Raw genomic sequence first — 16723 nt, 5'->3', positions numbered from 1 at the left:
CTGTTGAAGCATCTTTAATCTTTAAAGAATGAAACTTTTCACTTCCGTACATGATGTTATAAACATCAAACAATTTGTAAACGATGCATTGGCATTGAAAGCAAATCCTTATTCAAACCAAGATTTGGGGAAAAACAAAACATTAGGTTTAGTTTTTATGAATCCAAGTTTACGCACACGGTTGAGTACACAAAAAGCTGCGCTTAATTTGGGTATGAATGTAATGGTAATGAATATGGACAAAGAGGGCTGGGCTTTAGAAACACAAGATGGCGTGGTTATGAATGGTTCAACAGTTGAACATATTCGTGAAGCAGCAGCAGTTATGGGAGAATATTGCGATATTTTGGGCTTACGTTCTTTCCCTAAACTGACCAACCGCGATGAAGATTATAATGAAGATTTCTTCACTAAGTTTGTAAAGTATTGCAGCGTTCCTGTTATAAGTTTAGAGAGTGCAACTCGCCATCCTTTGCAAAGTTTTGCAGATCTAATTACTATTCATGAAACTTGGAATCCATTAAGAGTAGGTGCTAATGCAAAACCTAAAGTTGTTTTAGCTTGGGCACCACATGTAAAAGCCTTACCGCAAGCCGTTCCGAATTCTTTTGCAGAATGGATGTGCAAAGCGCAACAAGAAAACATGTTAGATTTTACGATTGCTCAACCAGAGGGATATGAACTTTCAGAAGATTTTACAACAGGCGCAAAAATAGAATACGATTTAGAAGATGCATTGAACGGAGCAGATTATATCTACGTAAAAAACTGGAGTAGCTATAAAGAATATGGTAAAGTTTTAACATATCCAGATGGCTGGATGATGAACAATGAAAAATTAAAACTAACAAACGATGCAAAAGTAATGCATTGTTTACCTGTTCGTCGCGATTTAGAATTATCATCAGAAATATTAGATGGGCCAAACTCTTTAGTTATTCACGAAGCAGGAAATCGCCTTTGGGCAGCGCAAGCAGTTTTAAAAACAATGTTAGAAAAGCTATAATATGAAACAACTCACCATCATCAAAATTGGCGGAAATGTAATCGATAATTCTGAAAATCTACATCAGTTTTTATTAGATTTTACGGCCTTATCTGGAGATAAAATTTTGGTTCATGGTGGTGGTAAAATAGCAACAGAACTTGGCGAATCATTAGGAATTGAAGCCAAAATGGTTGACGGTAGGAGAATTACTGACATTGAAACTTTACGCATTGTAACCATGGTATATGCTGGGTTGATCAATAAGAATATGGTAGCACAACTACAAGCAAAAGGTTGCAATGCCATCGGATTAACAGGTGCGGATGGAAACATCATCAAAGCAAAAAAACGTCCAGTAAAAGAGATAGATTATGGTTATGTTGGCGATTTAGATCAAAATTCTGTGTCATCAACTACGTTGGATAATTTATTAAAAGCCGGATTAACACCTGTTTTATGTGCGATTACACATGACGGAGATTCTCAATTATTAAATACCAATGCAGATACTATCGCTTCAGCTTTAGCAGTTGCTATGTCAGCAATATATGAAACCCGGTTGGTGTATTGTTTTGAGAAAAAAGGAGTTTTAAGAGATGTGAACGATGATAATTCGGTTGTGAGAGAAATCAGGGCAGATGAATTTGAAGGATTAAAAGCAGATGGAACAGTACAAGGTGGAATGATTCCTAAACTACATAATGCTTTCGAGGCGATTAAAAAAGGTGTTTCAGCAGTTTATATAGGCAAAGCCGATGAACTTTCTGAATTAAGTAATAGACTATTTGGAACTAAGATGTTAAAATAATAAGATATACAGCAATCAACCATTAAACTAGAATCATGAAAAAAATAACCATTATCGGTAGCGGAAACATTGGCCTTTCGCTTGCAAAAGGCCTAGTAAATAAAGCCTACTGTAAGCCAGATGACATTACATTAACTAGACGCAACCTAAAACTCATGACTAATGAAGTGGCCGCTGGTTTTAACGTAAGCGATAATAATATTGTCGCAATTTACAATGCTGATATCGTTGTTTTAGCAGTATTACCGCAACAGTTAAAAAAGGTTTTGGAAGAAATTGCGTCTTCAATTAATCCAGAAAAACAATTAATTATTTCTGTAGTTTCTGGTGTAAGTTGTGAAGATGTGCGCAAAGAATTGGGCAATAATGTACAAGTGATTAGAGCAATGCCAAATACCGCAATTGCTATTGGGCAAAGCATGACATGTATTGCTAGCGATAATGCGATTGATAAAAACATGAAAGATGTAACCACACTTTTTGAAACAGTTGGTTCGGTCGTTACCATTAATGAAGATTTAATAACTTCGGCAACTGCTCTTTGTGCTTGTGGTATTGCATTCTTTTTGCGTAGTATCAGAGCTGCTTCGCAAGGTGGAGTTGAAATTGGTTTTCACGCACATGACGCTTTAAAAATGGCTGTTCAAACGGCAAAAGGCGCAGCAGATTTATTATTATTAACCCAAAGTCACCCAGAGGGAGAAATAGATAAAGTAACCTCACCAAAAGGGTGTACAATCGCAGGTTTAAATGAGATGGAACACAATGGTTTTAGCTCGGCATTTATTAAAGGAATTAAGCTTTCGGCTAAAAAAGCAGCTGGACTATATAATGATTAATTTTAAATGAGGAATTTCGAAATCTTAAATCAAAATTATGATTAACAAACTCATAGAAGAAAGTACCGAACTGCTGCGTGAATTGATTAAAACACCATCTTTTAGTAAAGAAGAACAACAAACAGGCAATAAAATCGAACTTTTTTTGCAACAACATGGCGTAAAAACTATTCGTAAGTTAAATAACATCTGGGCTTACAATAAATATTTTGATCCATCAAAACCCACTGTTTTATTAAACTCACATCACGATACCGTAAAACCAAATTCGGGATATACACGTAATCCATTTTCTCCAGATATTGTAGAGGATAAATTGTATGGTTTAGGGAGTAATGATGCTGGGGGCTGTTTAGTGTCGTTAATTGCTACTTTCTTATATTTTTATCCACAAGAAAACCTAACTTATAATTTTTGTTTAGCGGCAACTGCCGAAGAAGAAATTTCTGGTAATGATGGCTTAGAATTGGTAATCCCAGATCTTGGTCCATTAGAATTTGCTATAGTAGGTGAACCAACAGAGATGCATTTAGCCATTGCCGAAAAAGGTTTATTGGTAATAGATTGCACAGCTCATGGTAAAGCTGGTCATGCTGCTAGAGACGAAGGCGAAAATGCAATTTATAAAGCTTTACAAGATATAGAATGGTTTAGAACCTACGAATTTCCAAAAGTATCAGAAGTTTTTGGCCCTGTAAAAATGACAGTTACCATCATTAATGCAGGTTCACAACATAATGTAGTACCCGCAAGTTGCACATTTACAGTTGATGTTCGTGTGACTGATTCATATACTAATGAAGAGGTAGTCGAAATTATTAAGCAACATGTAAACTGTGAAGTCAAACCTCGTTCAGTTCGTTTAAAACCATCAAGAATTGATAAAAATCACCCAATTGTACAATCTGGAATAGCATTAGGCAGAAATACGTATGGCTCACCAACTACATCAGATCAGGCATTATTAGATATCCCATCTTTAAAATGTGGACCTGGTTTCTCTGGCCGTTCGCATATGGCGGATGAATTTTTATACGTACATGAAATCGCCGAAGGCATAAATGGGTATATCAATATGTTGAAACCTGTTGTAGGCGGGAAATAAATAAACGAGGCGATTTTAGTACTTTTGTAACGCATTTTAAGCATAATTTTAATCCAAGAAATGAAAATTGCGTAAGCAAACTTCATCACAATAATTAGTAACGATGAAAATCTGGCAAAAAAATATTGAAGTAAATAAAGGCATCGAAGCATTTACAGTCGGTAAAGACCGAGAACTGGATTTACAAATGGCAGCTTTTGACGTATTGGGTTCTTTGGCGCATGTAGAAATGTTGGCCAGTATTAATTTGCTAACAGCTGATGAATTAGTTGAAGTTCAAACTGCGCTAAAAGTTATTTATAAAGAAATTGCAGAAGGTAAATTTACCATCGATGATAGTGTTGAAGATGTACACTCGCAAGTAGAGTGGTTATTAACACAACGCATTGGCGAAGCAGGCAAAAAGATTCATAGTGGTCGCTCACGTAACGATCAGGTTTTAGTTGATTTAAAATTGTATTTCAGAGCTTGTATTCAAGAGATGGTAGAAAATACCTCAACCTTGTTTAACGAGTTAATTATGCTGAGCAATACGCATAAAGACAAATTATTGCCTGGTTATACACACCTACAAATCGCTATGCCATCGTCTTTTGGCTTATGGTTTGGCGCTTATGCAGAAAGCTTAGCTGACGATATGGAGTTAATGCTGGCTGCTTATAAAGTTTGCAATAAAAACCCTTTAGGTTCAGCGGCAGGTTATGGTTCTTCTTTCCCATTAAATAGAACAATGACTACTGAATTGTTAGGCTTCGAAAAGCTAAATTATAATGTGGTTTATGCCCAAATGGGGAGAGGAAAAACCGAAAGAATTTTAGGTCAGGCGATGTCTTCTGTAGCGGCAACTTTAGCCAAAATGGCGATGGATGTTTGCTTGTTTATCAATCAAAACTTCGGATTTATTAGTTTCCCTGATGAATTAACAACAGGTTCGAGCATTATGCCCCACAAAAAAAACCCTGATGTTTTTGAGTTGATTCGTTCACGTTGCAATAAAATTCAGGCATTGCCAAACGAAATTGCCATGATGACCACAAACCTACCTTCTGGATATCACAGAGATTTACAACTATTAAAAGAAAACCTTTTCCCTGCAATTACGTCTTTAAATGAGTGTTTGGAAATGACAACGTTTATGCTGCAAAACATCACCGTTAAAGACCATATTTTAAACGATAAAAAGTACGATTACCTGTTTAGTGTAGATGTAGTTAACGAATTGGCCTTAAATGGAACTCCATTTAGAGAAGCCTATAAAATTGTTGGTGAAACCATAGATAATGGAACTTTTGCTCCAAATAAAACCGTTAAACATACACACGAAGGAAGCATTGGCAACTTGTGTAATCCAGAAATTGAAGCGATGATGAATGAAATTTTAGCTCAATTCAAGTTTGAGAAAACAAATCAGGCAATTGAAAAATTAATCGCCTCATAATTTTAGTAAAAATGAAAAAATTAACTGTTTTAATCTTCGTTATGCTGTCAATGATGGCAACAGTGGGTTTTGCCCAGCAAAAAGCCTTAACAACAATTAAAGTGTTGTCCTATAATATTCATCATGCCAATCCACCTTCAAAACCAAATCTAATTGACATAGATGCTGTTGCAAAAGTAATTGCAGCGCACAACCCAGATTTTGTAGCGCTACAAGAGGTTGATGTAAATACCAAACGTTCAGGACAGCAGATTAATGAAGCTCAGCAATTGGCAGCAAAATTGAAGATGTATTATTTTTTTGCAAAAGCAATCGATTATGCAGGTGGCGATTATGGTGTTGCTATTCTTTCTAAATATAAAATTCTTGATTCAGCAAGTTATAAATTGAAAAGTAATCCAATCGGCAATCCAGAAGCCAGAACATTAGCTATTGTTAAAGTTAAGCTAGATAATAAAGAAATTAGCTTCGCTTGTACACACCTAGATGCCGAAAGAGATACGGTGAGTAGAATGCTGCAAATAGCTCAAATTAATAAGATTGTCAAAAAGGAAAAGGGCCTATTATTTATAGCAGGAGACTTTAATGCTGAAGAAAATACTTCTGTAATTAAAGAATTTGAAAAGACCTTTACCAAGTCATGCAATAACTGTGAATTTACATTCCCAAATATACAACCCAATAAAACCATCGATTATATTGGTTTTAAAAAGAACAAGCGAATAGTAGTAACCTCACATCAAGTATTAAATGAAAATTATGCATCAGACCACTTGCCTATAATGGCTACCTTTTCTATTCACTAGGCACTAATCAATATCAACATATGAAAGTATCAAATTTAGCAAACACACTTATTGGATCAGAAATCATTAAAATCGGCAACGAAGTAAATGATATGAAGCGTAAGGGTGCGCAAATTGCTAACCTAACTATTGGCGATTTTGATTCATCCATTTTCCCAATACCAAAACCACTAGAAGATGCAATTGTAAAAGCATATCGCGAAGGTCATACCAATTATCCGCCAGCAGATGGTATTTTGCCATTACGCGAAACAGTTGTCGAAATTTTGAAAGATCGTTACGAATTAGATTATGCACTAAATGAGATTCTAATTGCTGGTGGTTCGCGTCCATTAATTTATGCGCTATATTTAGCCTTAATTGATCCAGGAGATAAAGTAATTTATCCAGCACCATCTTGGAATAACAACCATTATTGCCACCTTTCATCTGCTAACGGAATTGCGATAGAAACTACGGTAGAAAATAACTTCATGCCTACTGCGAGTCAAATAAAGCCACATTTAAAAGGAGCAACTTTATTGGCTTTATGTTCACCGTTAAATCCAACTGGTACTATGTTTACGCAACAACAGTTGGAAGAAATTTGCGATATCGTTATCGAAGAAAATAAATCACGCAAAGCGGATGAGAAACCGTTGTACATCATGTACGATCAGATTTATTCACTACTAACTTTCGATAAAGCACACGTAAATCCAGTTAGCTTACGCCCAGAATTAAAAGAATATGTAATATATATTGATGGTATTTCTAAATGTTTAGCAGCAACCGGTGTACGTGTAGGTTGGGCTTTCGGGCCAGAAAATGTAATTGGGAAAATGAAATCCATTTTAGGACATATAGGCGCTTGGGCACCTAAGGCGGAGCAAGTTGCAGTAGCAGATTATTTCAAAAATAAGAGCTTGGTTGATGAATTTTTAGCCAATTTTAAGACACAAGTTCAAGCAAGTTTAGACGAATTATACAACGGTTTTCAACAATTAAAAAGCGAGGGTTTTGCAGTAGATGCAGTGATTCCAATGGGCGCAATTTACTTAACGTTAAAAATCGATTATATTGGTAAAACCACTCCAAATGGCGATCTATTAAAAAATAGTGCCGATGTAAATTTCTATTTAATTAAAGAAGCACAAACAGCACTAGTACCTTTCTCTGCTTTCGGAAATGAAGAAAATATACCTTGGTTCAGAGCCTCAATCGGCGGTTGTTCTTTACAAGATATTAAAAACATGATACCGAGAATTAAAGCCGCTTTAAGCAAGTTGAAGTAAAATAAAAGCCCTTGTAGAATTTTAAACTACGAGGGCTTTTACTAATGAACAATTGGGCTAATAAACTATTTAAACTCACTAGTTTTATGAAACTCAATATCAGGATAATCCCTCATCGTCATATTAATCATAAACTCATTATCTGCTAAATAAACCGGGTTACCATCTTTATCTTCTCCAATATGTTGTTGTTTACGCTTCAAAAACTCCTCTAATTTCTTTGGGTCTTTAGATGTTACCCAATTAGAACGCGTGTAAGTCAACATCCTAAAATGCGCTTTCGCACCATATTCATGCTCTAGTCTAAACGCAATTACCTCAAACTGTAAATCTCCAACAGCACCAATAACCTTTCTATTTCCAGGTTGCATTACAAACAATTGTGCAACACCTTCTTCAGTTAATTGTTGTAAGCCTTTTTCAAGCTGTTTTGTTTTTAAAGGATCTCTATTCTCAACTTCTTTAAAAATCTCTGGAGAGAAACTCGGAATGCCTTTAAATTGTAATTTCTCACCCTCAGTTAAGGTATCACCAATTTTAAAAGTACCACTATCGTATAAACCAACCACATCACCTGGCCAAGCTTCTTCAACAATACTCTTTTCATTAGCCATAAAATCCATCGGATTAGAAAATTTTATTTTCTTATTATTTCTAGTGTGATAAAAGAACTTATTACGCTCAAACTTACCCGAGCAAATTCTCAAAAACGCAATTCTATCTCTATGGTTTGGATCTAAATTCGCATGTATTTTAAACACGAAACCACTAAAGTTCTTCTCCGTTGCTAAAACCACACGTTCCTCAGCTTCTCTACTTTTCGGACTAGGAGCAATGCTGATAAAAGTGTCCAACAATTCCTTAATCCCGAAATTATTAATTGCACTACCAAAAAATACTGGCGCCAATAATCCCTCCAAATACATTTCCTTATCCACCTTACCATAAACTCCCTCAACTAATTCCAATTCATCTTTTAAGGTCGATAAAGCACTTGCAGGTAAAAATTTCTGCAGTTTCTCATCCTCTAAATTATCTACTTCAATAACCGGAGCACTTATTTTCTTCTTATCAGATTCAAATAAATTCAAGTGATTATTATAAATACTATAAACTCCTTTAAACGTATGCCCTTGTCCAATAGGCCAACTTAACGGGCACAAGCTAATGTTCAATTTACTCTCAATTTCATCTAATAAATCAAAGGCATCTTTACCCTCACGATCCATTTTATTAATAAAAATAATAACTGGAGTATTTCTCATTCTACAAACCGACATCAATTTCTCCGTCTGTTCTTCAACACCTTTCACACAGTCAACCACTAAAATTACGCTATCTACCGCCGACAAAGTTCTATACGTATCCTCCGCAAAATCCTTGTGACCAGGCGTATCCAAAATATTAATGCGCTTACCATTATACTCAAAACCCATTACAGATGTAGCTACCGAAATACCACGTTGCTTTTCAATTTCCATAAAATCGGAAGTGCTACTTTGGTTCGCTTTATTTCGTTTTACGGCACCAGCAGTATTAATTGCTCCACCAAACAACAAAAACTTTTCAGTTAAAGTAGTTTTTCCAGCATCGGGGTGACTAATAATGGCAAATGTTTTTCTTTTTTCTATTTCAGGATTAATCATGGATTTGTATTGAGAATGAGTGCAAAATTTAATAAAATAGCGAATACAGCAAAGCTTTATAAAAAGCGAAGTGGAAATAAAATGGCTGTAGCTTGTTTCATTGCCCTACAAAGGTAAGAATATTTTCTTGCTAGTATAAAGACTTAAGCAAATGGCTATGTTCCCTATGTTTCTATGTGGTAAATTTTTAGAAGCGCAAGGTTAAACACACCAATTGAAGTCACTCCAGCTTTACGCTATATCTTTTTGCCCTTCGCTTAAGCTCTGGATCATAAAAAGGATATCGCTCCAATCTTGGCTATTTCACTCAGGCATGTGTAAGTAAACCAAACAACTCGCAAAAAACCTACATTCTTAAACCTCAAACATCGGCCTCTTAACCCATAAAATTCACCGCTTATACTAACAGCTCAGAGTAATAAAATAACAACTTAGAGTAGTAGAATGACAACTAAGACCATTGCTTGCAATGGCAATTTTCCCCCCTTATACCTTCCCCACATACAACATAAAAAAAGCCGATTTCTCAATCGACTTTTTCACTATTCATACTTATTTTTTATCCTCTTCCTGGGCGGCCCCCACCTCTTTCACCACGGCTTTCTGAACCACCAGAACTTCTTTGTTGAGGTGCTGGTTGAGAACGTTCCACGCGTTGTGGTTGTGGCCTTTCTACTCGTTGTTGAGGAGCTTGTTGTACCGGTTGTTGGCGTTCTACCCTTTGCGGTTGAGCTTGTGGCTGCGGTCTACTCTCTCTTTGTTGCGGTGCTTGCTGCACAGGTTGTTGGCGCTCGACACGTTGTTGAGGTTGAGTCTGCTGTTGCGGAACTTCTCTACTACGTTCTACGCGTTGTGGTTGGTTATCTCCACTTTCACGATTTCTTCCAAATACACTTGGTCTAGAAGAACCAACACCCTCATCATTTCTACCAACACGATTATCATTACCTCTACTTGGAGTAGCATTTACTTCACCTCTTCCTGGGCGAGTAGTTATCGAACCATTTCCTCTATTTCCGTTACGATCTGCTTGTCCGAAACTGCCATTGCTATTTCCTCTTTCTGGGCGAGTGCTTACGTTATTATCCCTTCCATCTCTTCCAACAGGACCACGATTAATGCTGCCTTGTACAGCATTTCTTGGAGCTGCATTTGTATTCGAAGTACCTCTACTAGGTCTTGGATTATAGATATTAACAGTATTATTATCAATTCTACTTGCTCCAGGTCTGCTGCTTCTATTTACATTATAAACAGTCACATTCTGATTTGTAGCACGTCTAACCTCTTCTGCTCTAGGTCCAGTATAATAAGTCCTATTATTGCGAACATAAGTGTTATTAATAATCACAGTATTCTGAATATAAATTCTATTTCTACCGCCATAATAACGAGGATAACTATTGTAGTAAATATTACTGTATGGGATAAAATTCCAGCACATATCCGGAATACGATATCCGCCTCTACCAATGTTAATTCCTATATGAATACTTGGACCCAATGGAGCCCATCCATAATAACCGCCACCACTTCTCCAACTTACCCAAGCTGGTCCCCAAACAGTATCTGGTATCCAAACCCATTGGTTGTAGCTGTTATATATCCAACGTCCGTAGTGAAAAGGAGCCCAGCCCCAATCGTAGTTAGAAACCCAAGTATTTCCATACTCAGTCATCGCCCAACGACCATTACTATAATAAGGCCTAAAATCTTCCTGATCTACATCTGGGCGCCAAACGTAGCCATATTGTGGATCTTGGATCCATGTGCCATAAGGCGACAATTCGTCGTAAAACGATTGCAAGGAAACATCCTCTTGTTGCGCCATGACTTTTTGTGTGGTTCCGGTAAGAAGGAGCATGAGCCCCAGCACAATTGCCGGTAATTTGATCATGTTTTTCATTTTTGTGTGTTTTAAAAATTTATAATTAACCTAACGCTTTGTGTATATCAATTTGAACACCATTTTTAACAAAGGATTAATCGAAAAATAATAATCCTTCTAATTACCATGGTTTAACGTATTTCTTTACAATTAAGTGTTTTAAAGTGTGCCAAAAGCAACTCCTAGTATGTGTAAAAAATAAGTCGGCCAGAACTAAATTTGCTACATTTTATTAATCCAGTCAAACAATTGCGTTAGTTTACTGTTTAGCCAAACCTTTGTAAAATTTTTAAAGGGTCAAGTTATTAGCTTAAAACTGTACTTTTGTAGCATATTTATATTTTAGCTATGCAAAAAGGCACGTTGTTTTTAATTCCAGTTCCGTTAGCAGAAAATGCGACGCAGAAATCTTTCACTCCCTATTTAATTGATACCATCAACGCGATTAAAACATACATAGTAGAGAATGAAAAAACTGCCCGTAAGTTTTTAAAAGAAGCAGGAATTAAAACACCACAGAGTGAATTACTTATCCATGATTTCGGAAAACACAAACGTGGAAACTCTTTGGTGCCTTATTTTACGCAATTAATGTCGGGTATTGATGTTGGTTTAATGAGCGAAGCAGGTTGCCCAGGCGTAGCAGATCCAGGAGCAGAAATTGTTTCAGAAGCACACAAACGTGGGATAAAAGTTGTGCCTTTAGTTGGTCCAAACTCAATGCTACAAGCATTAATGGCATCTGGTTTTAGCGGACAAAGCTTTACATTTCATGGTTATTTACCCATTGATAAAGTAGATAGAGCAAAGCGGATAAAAGAATTGGAAACTCTCTCAGAAAAAAATAAACAAACGCAGTTGTTTATGGAAACACCTTTTAGGAATAATCATTTATTAGAAGATGTGTTAAAAAATTGTCACGGAAGCACTCAACTATGCATCGCCTGCAATATTAATGGGGAAGATGAATTTATTAAAACCATGACAGTTGGCGCATGGCGAGGTGAAAGAATAGATCTACACAAAAAACCTACTGTGTTTTTAATCTATAAAGGCTAGCTTGTTGGTTTTATTCATTGCCGTTGGCTTCAGCCAACGGTACTAAAATTAGCGATACATATTCTTTTGATCAATAAACTCCAAAACACTATCTGGAACAAAAAACTGAATGTTTTTATGGTCTTTTAGCGCTTTACGAATAAAAGTAGAAGAGATTTCCATAACTGGTGTATCGGTAAACGTAAGAGCATGATGATTTTCCCACTCACTTACATCAACTCCAGGTCTAGGATAAACATAAATATGGTAGTCTTTCAAGAGAATTTCAAAATTCTTCCACTTTTTGAGAGAGCTTAAATTATCAGCACCCATAATAAGCACAAACTCTTTTTCAGGATAACGTTCATGCAAATGCGTAAGTGTATCTATGGTATAAGAAGGCTGTGGCAATTTAAACTCAATGTCACTTACCTTAATTTGAGGAGCATTTTCTGTAGCTAACTTTGCCATCTCCAAACGGTCGTACATATTTGCCAAACCGCTTTTCTGTTTCAACGGATTGTGCGGTGACACGACTAACCAAACCTCTTTTAAACCACTAAATGTTGCCATGTAATTGGCAATAACTAAGTGGCCAATATGAATTGGATTAAAAGAACCGAAGAATAGACCAGTTTTCATTGATTTTTAAACAGCAACCCTTAACTATTAATTCCCAAGAAATCCCCAACTAACTTTTCAGCTTCTTTACAAGCAATTTCTAAATCGTGATTTTTGAGTATGACATCAAATTTATCTGCATATAACAGCTCCTTTTCAGCTTTGATAAATCGCTCTTGCAATTTTTCTGCGCTATCTGTTCCACGACCAGTTAAACGTTCTTTTAGCACTTCTAAAGATGGTGGTTGTACAAAAATCGCCAAAGCATCATCCTCATATTTACGTTTTAAACGTAAACCACCTTCTACGTCAATATCAAAAATTACATGCTTACCTTCATTCCAAATCCGCTCAATCTCCGAACGGAGTGTGCCATAAAAAGTACCACTATACACTTCCTCAAATTCTACAAACTCCTGACGAGCAACTTTATGTAAGAAGTCTTCTTTACTGATAAAATAATAATCGTCTTTGTGCTTTTCGCTGCCTCTAGAATCACGTGTAGTAGCTGAGATTGAAAAACTTAATTGTGGAAATTTCTTCAATAAGTGTCTAACAATGGTAGTTTTACCAGCTCCTGATGGTGCAGAAAATATAATGAGTTTGCCTTGTTTCATTTTAATTGGAATGTTGAAAAGTTAGAAAGTTGGAACGTTAAACATTTCAACCTTACAACTTTACAATACATTTAATAACTGTTCTTTAATTTTTTCTAATTCTTCTTTCATGCCCACCACCAACTGCTGTATATGTGCATCATTAGCTTTTGCGCCCATGGTATTAATTTCTCTACCTATTTCTTGAGAAATAAAACCAAGCTTTTTACCATTGGCATCTTTACTTTTTAAAGTTGCCATAAAGTAATCACAATGACTTTTTAAACGAGTTTTTTCTTCTGTAATATCTAATTTATCAATGTAATAAATCAATTCTTGCTCTAAACGGTTTTGGTCGTAATTTACTTTACCAACTGTTTCCTCTAAAAATTGAGTAAGTCTAGCTTTAACCTGCGGAACTCTTAGCGGAGCGAGTTTATCTATTTCTGCAAAAAAATCAAGTATATTTTGAATGCGAAGCTCTAAATCGGTTCTTAAAACAGATCCTTCATCTTCTCTAAACTGGTTAAAGTTTGCTAAAGCTTTTAAAAAGGTTTGATGTAAAATCTCCCAATCGCTTTCACCAATTTCTTCTTCGGTATAGGTAATTACTTCTGGAAAATTTAAAGCTGTTTGCAAAAGATTAGCCGAATTAGCACCTAATGAAGCGTTAATTTCTTCTAATTGTTTATAATATCGAGTTAATAAAGCAGTGTTAATGGTAGCACCTTTTTGATTATCGTCACTACGCTCAATGTTTATGGAAACATTTACTTTTCCGCGTTCTATATCTTTGCTGCAGGTATTGCGCAACAAAAGTTCTTTATCTGAGTATGCTCTGGGTAATTTTAAATTTAACTCTAAAAACTTAGAGTTTAAAGATTTTATCTCTACTGCAAACTTTACGTTTTCATGATCTGTAGAGGCCAAGCCAAAGCCTGTCATTGATTTTATCATGTGCAAAGATAGTAAAAAGTATAAAGTTTTGACTTCAACAAATAGCAATTGAACAATCTAGCAATACCTTAGCTATATTTTAAGATAGCCTCTTCCATTAAGGTGTATACTTTTTGTTTCAACATGGTTAAATCTTCTAATTGTAATCCTTTTACATCCACAGGAGTGATAAAAACGGTAGTTAATACACCTGGATGTGCTTTTAAAGGGTGAACTCTTGGTAATAATTCTCTATTATTAATCATTACAAAAGGCATCAATGGTGTTTGTGTTTCGATAGCAATTTTAAAAGCACCATCGTAAAACTCACTAAGCGGAGTATCACTTTTATTCATTGTTCCCTCTGGAAATATAAGAATTGATTGTCCATTCGCAATATCGCGTTTTAGTGAAGCCACAGATCGCTCTCTGCTTTCCTTACTACTACGATCTATCATTACTACTATCCGCTTATAAATCCATCCAAAAACAGGAACTTTAGCCATTTCTATCTTCCCCAATGGGCTAAAATATTGAGGTATACTAATGCAAACTGCAATTGCATCTAAATAAGAACCATGATTACCAACATATATATGAGGTACTTTGCGATTAATTAAATGTTTGTTGGTGGTTTTAATCCAAAAGAAAGTAGTTATACTAAATGCCCATGCCCAGCAACGTAAAAAAAACATACTAACTCGTTTACCTGTTGCCGGAGCTAAGAGTGTAGTGGCTAACAGCACAAAAGGTAATGCAATGAACATCAATAGGATAAAAATTAATGCAGCATAGCATAAATATAAAGCAGATAAAACTTTACCCATTTATTAACGTTTTTTAACTTAAAGGATTAACAAACAATCCTTAAGTTTACAAAATAAAATTAACTCTATAATGAGATTGGCTAGGTTATCTTTCTTCAGTACGCTATTTCTATTCATTCTTTCGTCTGCATCTACTTTTGCTCAACAAGAATTCATGCTGAATGGCGTATTGCTTGAGAATGGAACAAAAATTCGAATAGCCTTAGGGGAAATTAGCAATAAACGTAATCATTATAGTGTGGGAAGCAATGACATGGGCTTGTTTCAAATTAGAGCAGTTGTTGGTGATACGTTGGAAATTATCAAAAGAGGATTTAATGATGTTCAAGTTGTAGTTGCTACTACAAAAGATCTGGTAATTACATTAAATAGGGGAACTACGTTAAACGAGGTGGTAATTAACGGACAAAGTAAAAAGCAAGCGTTGGATGCTATTAAAAATGATTTTAAGAACAAAGGCTCTTTTTATGGCGGTAAACCACCCCTTCTGTCGTTCATATTTTCGCCTTTAACAGCGATTTATGAGCTTTTTGGACGAACACCGAATAATGCCCGAAGATTTAACAACATGTATGTTTCCGAACTTCAAAACAACCAAGTAGATCTACTATTTAATAAATCTACTATTAATAAGAATACTGGTTTAGAAGGAAAGGAATTAGAGAATTTCATGGTTAATTATCGACCAGATTACGAAAAGGCAAAAAACTGGACAGTTTATGATGCCACAAAGTGGATTAAGGATTCTTACAAGAAATATACGGATACGTTAACTAAGCCGGTTAAATAGCCAACGATTCACACGCTTTTTCTGCAGCTAATTTCTCTGCATTTTTCTTGTTATAATCTCTGCCAATACCATGATTTTCACTGTCGATAATGGCATGAATTGTAAATAATTTGGCACTTTCTCCTTCACCATTTTCTACCATATCGAAAGATATATCTTTACCATGACGTTGGCACCATTCAATTAATTTACTCTTGAAATTCGTTTCCGTCATTTCTAATGTATGCACATCAATATATGGCTTAACAATACGTTTAAGTAGTAAGTTTTTGGTAAAATTATATCCTTTGTCTAAATAAACAGCGCCAATTAATGCCTCGAAAGCATCTCCTAACATAGAATGATGCTTAGATTGCACGTTTACTGTTTTCTGATCAAAAACAATTAGTTGATCAAAGCCCATTTTACGAGCAAGTTGATTTAGATTGGCTCTATTTACAATTTTAGAGCGCATTTCGGTTAAAAAGCCTTCTTCTTTATATGGATAAATTTTGAAAAGAAGTTCCGCAATAACAGCGCCTAAAATGGCATCGCCTAAGAATTCTAAACGCTCATTACTACTTCTACTGCCATTTTTTAAAACTTTAGCAACCGAACGATGCCTAAAAGCCATTTTATACAAAGTGACATTTCCAGGGATAAATCCTAAAATGTTTTTAAGTTTTTTTACAAACTCTTTGTCGGGCGATAAATAAACTTTATATAGATTGAAAAATGGCATTAAATCTTATAACAAAAAATTAAAAGTTAGCTGTGTAAAGTATAAATATACAATACAAATAATCAACAAAGATATTTTCGTAGGTTAACCTTCGTATTTTTTGAAAATGACAGATGCATTATGACCACCGAAGCCAAAGGTATTACTTTGTGCAGCACGAATAGTACGCTTTTGAGCTTTGTTAAACGTAAAGTTTAATTTCGGATCAAACTCAGGGTCATCTGTAAAATGGTTAATTGTTGGAGGAACAATATCATTTTTTACAGCTAAAATAGTTGCAATTGCCTCAATAGCACCCGCTGCACCTAATAAATGTCCTGTCATGGATTTAGTAGAACTTATGTTCAATTTATAGGCGTCTTCACCAAATAAATCTACAATCGCTCTGCTTTCACTTACATC

General features: G+C 35.5%; 16 protein-coding genes and 1 pseudogene. 9 read left to right on the top strand and 8 right to left on the bottom strand.

Annotation, left to right across the window (positions count from 1 at the left end; genetic code table 11):
- The first annotated feature begins 28 nt into the window (after positions 1-28).
- From WC622_RS07835 to WC622_RS07805, 7 genes are all read left to right on the top strand, one after another.
- Complete coding sequence (locus tag WC622_RS07835; protein ID WP_372818895.1) at positions 29-1006, top strand: acetylornithine carbamoyltransferase; 978 nt, start codon at positions 29-31, stop codon at positions 1004-1006.
- A gap of 1 nt (position 1007) precedes the next feature.
- Positions 1008-1796, top strand: coding sequence for an acetylglutamate kinase (gene argB / locus WC622_RS07830; RefSeq protein ID WP_372818893.1), 789 nt, complete (start codon positions 1008-1010; stop codon positions 1794-1796).
- Positions 1797-1831: 35 nt separating this feature from the next.
- Positions 1832-2635, top strand: coding sequence for a pyrroline-5-carboxylate reductase (gene proC / locus WC622_RS07825; RefSeq protein WP_372818891.1), 804 nt, complete (start codon positions 1832-1834; stop codon positions 2633-2635).
- Between the two features lie 37 nt (positions 2636-2672).
- Complete coding sequence (locus tag WC622_RS07820) at positions 2673-3740, top strand: M20 family metallo-hydrolase (RefSeq protein WP_372818889.1); 1068 nt, start codon at positions 2673-2675, stop codon at positions 3738-3740.
- Between the two features lie 103 nt (positions 3741-3843).
- Entirely contained in the window at positions 3844-5178 is a 1335-nt protein-coding gene (gene argH / locus WC622_RS07815; protein WP_372818888.1) for an argininosuccinate lyase, read from the top strand.
- An 11-nt stretch (positions 5179-5189) separates the two neighbouring features.
- On the top strand, positions 5190-5984 hold the full coding sequence (locus tag WC622_RS07810; protein ID WP_372818886.1) for an endonuclease/exonuclease/phosphatase family protein: 795 nt from the start codon (positions 5190-5192) through the stop codon (positions 5982-5984).
- A gap of 20 nt (positions 5985-6004) precedes the next feature.
- On the top strand, positions 6005-7258 hold the full coding sequence (locus WC622_RS07805) for a pyridoxal phosphate-dependent aminotransferase (RefSeq protein WP_372818884.1): 1254 nt from the start codon (positions 6005-6007) through the stop codon (positions 7256-7258).
- Positions 7259-7323: 65 nt separating this feature from the next.
- Here WC622_RS07805 and WC622_RS07800 read toward each other — a convergent pair whose 3' ends face one another.
- Together WC622_RS07800 and WC622_RS07795 are read right to left on the bottom strand one after the other, a co-directional pair.
- Entirely contained in the window at positions 7324-8904 is a 1581-nt protein-coding gene (locus WC622_RS07800; protein WP_372818883.1) for a peptide chain release factor 3, read from the bottom strand.
- Positions 8905-9463: 559 nt separating this feature from the next.
- A complete protein-coding gene (locus tag WC622_RS07795) occupies positions 9464-10810 on the bottom strand; it encodes a DUF6600 domain-containing protein (RefSeq protein ID WP_372818881.1) in 1347 nt (448 codons plus the stop codon).
- Between the two features lie 330 nt (positions 10811-11140).
- Between WC622_RS07795 and WC622_RS07790 the strand changes: the two genes are divergently transcribed.
- On the top strand, positions 11141-11851 hold the full coding sequence (locus tag WC622_RS07790) for an SAM-dependent methyltransferase (RefSeq protein WP_372818879.1): 711 nt from the start codon (positions 11141-11143) through the stop codon (positions 11849-11851).
- A 48-nt stretch (positions 11852-11899) separates the two neighbouring features.
- Here the strand turns inward: WC622_RS07790 and nadD are convergent, their stop codons facing one another.
- The 4 genes from nadD to WC622_RS07770 form a co-directional block, all read right to left on the bottom strand.
- A complete protein-coding gene (nadD, locus tag WC622_RS07785) occupies positions 11900-12472 on the bottom strand; it encodes a nicotinate (nicotinamide) nucleotide adenylyltransferase (RefSeq protein WP_372818877.1) in 573 nt (190 codons plus the stop codon).
- A 20-nt stretch (positions 12473-12492) separates the two neighbouring features.
- Complete coding sequence (gene gmk / locus WC622_RS07780) at positions 12493-13068, bottom strand: guanylate kinase (RefSeq protein WP_372818875.1); 576 nt, start codon at positions 13066-13068, stop codon at positions 12493-12495.
- A 60-nt stretch (positions 13069-13128) separates the two neighbouring features.
- Entirely contained in the window at positions 13129-13992 is an 864-nt protein-coding gene (locus WC622_RS07775; protein WP_372818993.1) for a YicC/YloC family endoribonuclease, read from the bottom strand.
- 80 nt (positions 13993-14072) lie between these two features.
- On the bottom strand, positions 14073-14810 hold the full coding sequence (locus WC622_RS07770) for a lysophospholipid acyltransferase family protein (protein ID WP_372818874.1): 738 nt from the start codon (positions 14808-14810) through the stop codon (positions 14073-14075).
- Positions 14811-14880: 70 nt separating this feature from the next.
- Here WC622_RS07770 and WC622_RS07765 point away from each other — a divergent pair, with 70 nt between their 5' ends.
- Positions 14881-15600, top strand: coding sequence for a hypothetical protein (locus WC622_RS07765; RefSeq protein WP_372818872.1), 720 nt, complete (start codon positions 14881-14883; stop codon positions 15598-15600).
- Here the strand turns inward: WC622_RS07765 and rnc are convergent.
- Both rnc and WC622_RS07755 read right to left on the bottom strand, forming a co-directional pair.
- Positions 15593-16321 (bottom strand): ribonuclease III, encoded by a 729-nt coding sequence (gene rnc, locus WC622_RS07760; protein WP_372818870.1) that lies wholly within the window; start codon positions 16319-16321, stop codon positions 15593-15595. The two genes, WC622_RS07765 and rnc, sit on opposite strands and share 8 nt — an antisense overlap.
- Positions 16322-16405: 84 nt before the next feature.
- Positions 16406-16723: pseudogene (locus WC622_RS07755) on the bottom strand (beta-ketoacyl-[acyl-carrier-protein] synthase II); the annotation flags it as partial.

It is taken from the genome of Pedobacter sp. (assembly GCF_041662865.1).
Lineage (GTDB): Bacteria > Bacteroidota > Bacteroidia > Sphingobacteriales > Sphingobacteriaceae > Pedobacter.
The sequence above is the reverse complement of the archived record's forward strand: the minus strand, read 5'-3'. Positions and strand labels throughout refer to the sequence as shown.

Excerpts from the sequence above, each read along its gene's own strand:
- WC622_RS07835 (WP_372818895.1), top strand. The coding sequence starts at position 29 with ATGAAACTTTTCACTTCCGTACATGATGTTATAAACATCAAACAATTT.
- argB (WP_372818893.1), top strand. The coding sequence starts at position 1,008 with ATGAAACAACTCACCATCATCAAAATTGGCGGAAATGTAATCGATAAT.
- proC (WP_372818891.1), top strand. The coding sequence starts at position 1,832 with ATGAAAAAAATAACCATTATCGGTAGCGGAAACATTGGCCTTTCGCTT.
- WC622_RS07820 (WP_372818889.1), top strand. The coding sequence starts at position 2,673 with ATGATTAACAAACTCATAGAAGAAAGTACCGAACTGCTGCGTGAATTG.
- argH (WP_372818888.1), top strand. The coding sequence starts at position 3,844 with ATGAAAATCTGGCAAAAAAATATTGAAGTAAATAAAGGCATCGAAGCA.
- WC622_RS07810 (WP_372818886.1), top strand. The coding sequence starts at position 5,190 with ATGAAAAAATTAACTGTTTTAATCTTCGTTATGCTGTCAATGATGGCA.
- WC622_RS07805 (WP_372818884.1), top strand. The coding sequence starts at position 6,005 with ATGAAAGTATCAAATTTAGCAAACACACTTATTGGATCAGAAATCATT.
- WC622_RS07800 (WP_372818883.1), bottom strand. The coding sequence starts at position 8,904 with ATGATTAATCCTGAAATAGAAAAAAGAAAAACATTTGCCATTATTAGT.
- WC622_RS07795 (WP_372818881.1), bottom strand. The coding sequence starts at position 10,810 with ATGAAAAACATGATCAAATTACCGGCAATTGTGCTGGGGCTCATGCTC.
- WC622_RS07790 (WP_372818879.1), top strand. The coding sequence starts at position 11,141 with ATGCAAAAAGGCACGTTGTTTTTAATTCCAGTTCCGTTAGCAGAAAAT.
- nadD (WP_372818877.1), bottom strand. The coding sequence starts at position 12,472 with ATGAAAACTGGTCTATTCTTCGGTTCTTTTAATCCAATTCATATTGGC.
- gmk (WP_372818875.1), bottom strand. The coding sequence starts at position 13,068 with ATGAAACAAGGCAAACTCATTATATTTTCTGCACCATCAGGAGCTGGT.
- WC622_RS07775 (WP_372818993.1), bottom strand. The coding sequence starts at position 13,992 with ATGACAGGCTTTGGCTTGGCCTCTACAGATCATGAAAACGTAAAGTTT.
- WC622_RS07770 (WP_372818874.1), bottom strand. The coding sequence starts at position 14,810 with ATGGGTAAAGTTTTATCTGCTTTATATTTATGCTATGCTGCATTAATT.
- WC622_RS07765 (WP_372818872.1), top strand. The coding sequence starts at position 14,881 with ATGAGATTGGCTAGGTTATCTTTCTTCAGTACGCTATTTCTATTCATT.
- rnc (WP_372818870.1), bottom strand. The coding sequence starts at position 16,321 with ATGCCATTTTTCAATCTATATAAAGTTTATTTATCGCCCGACAAAGAG.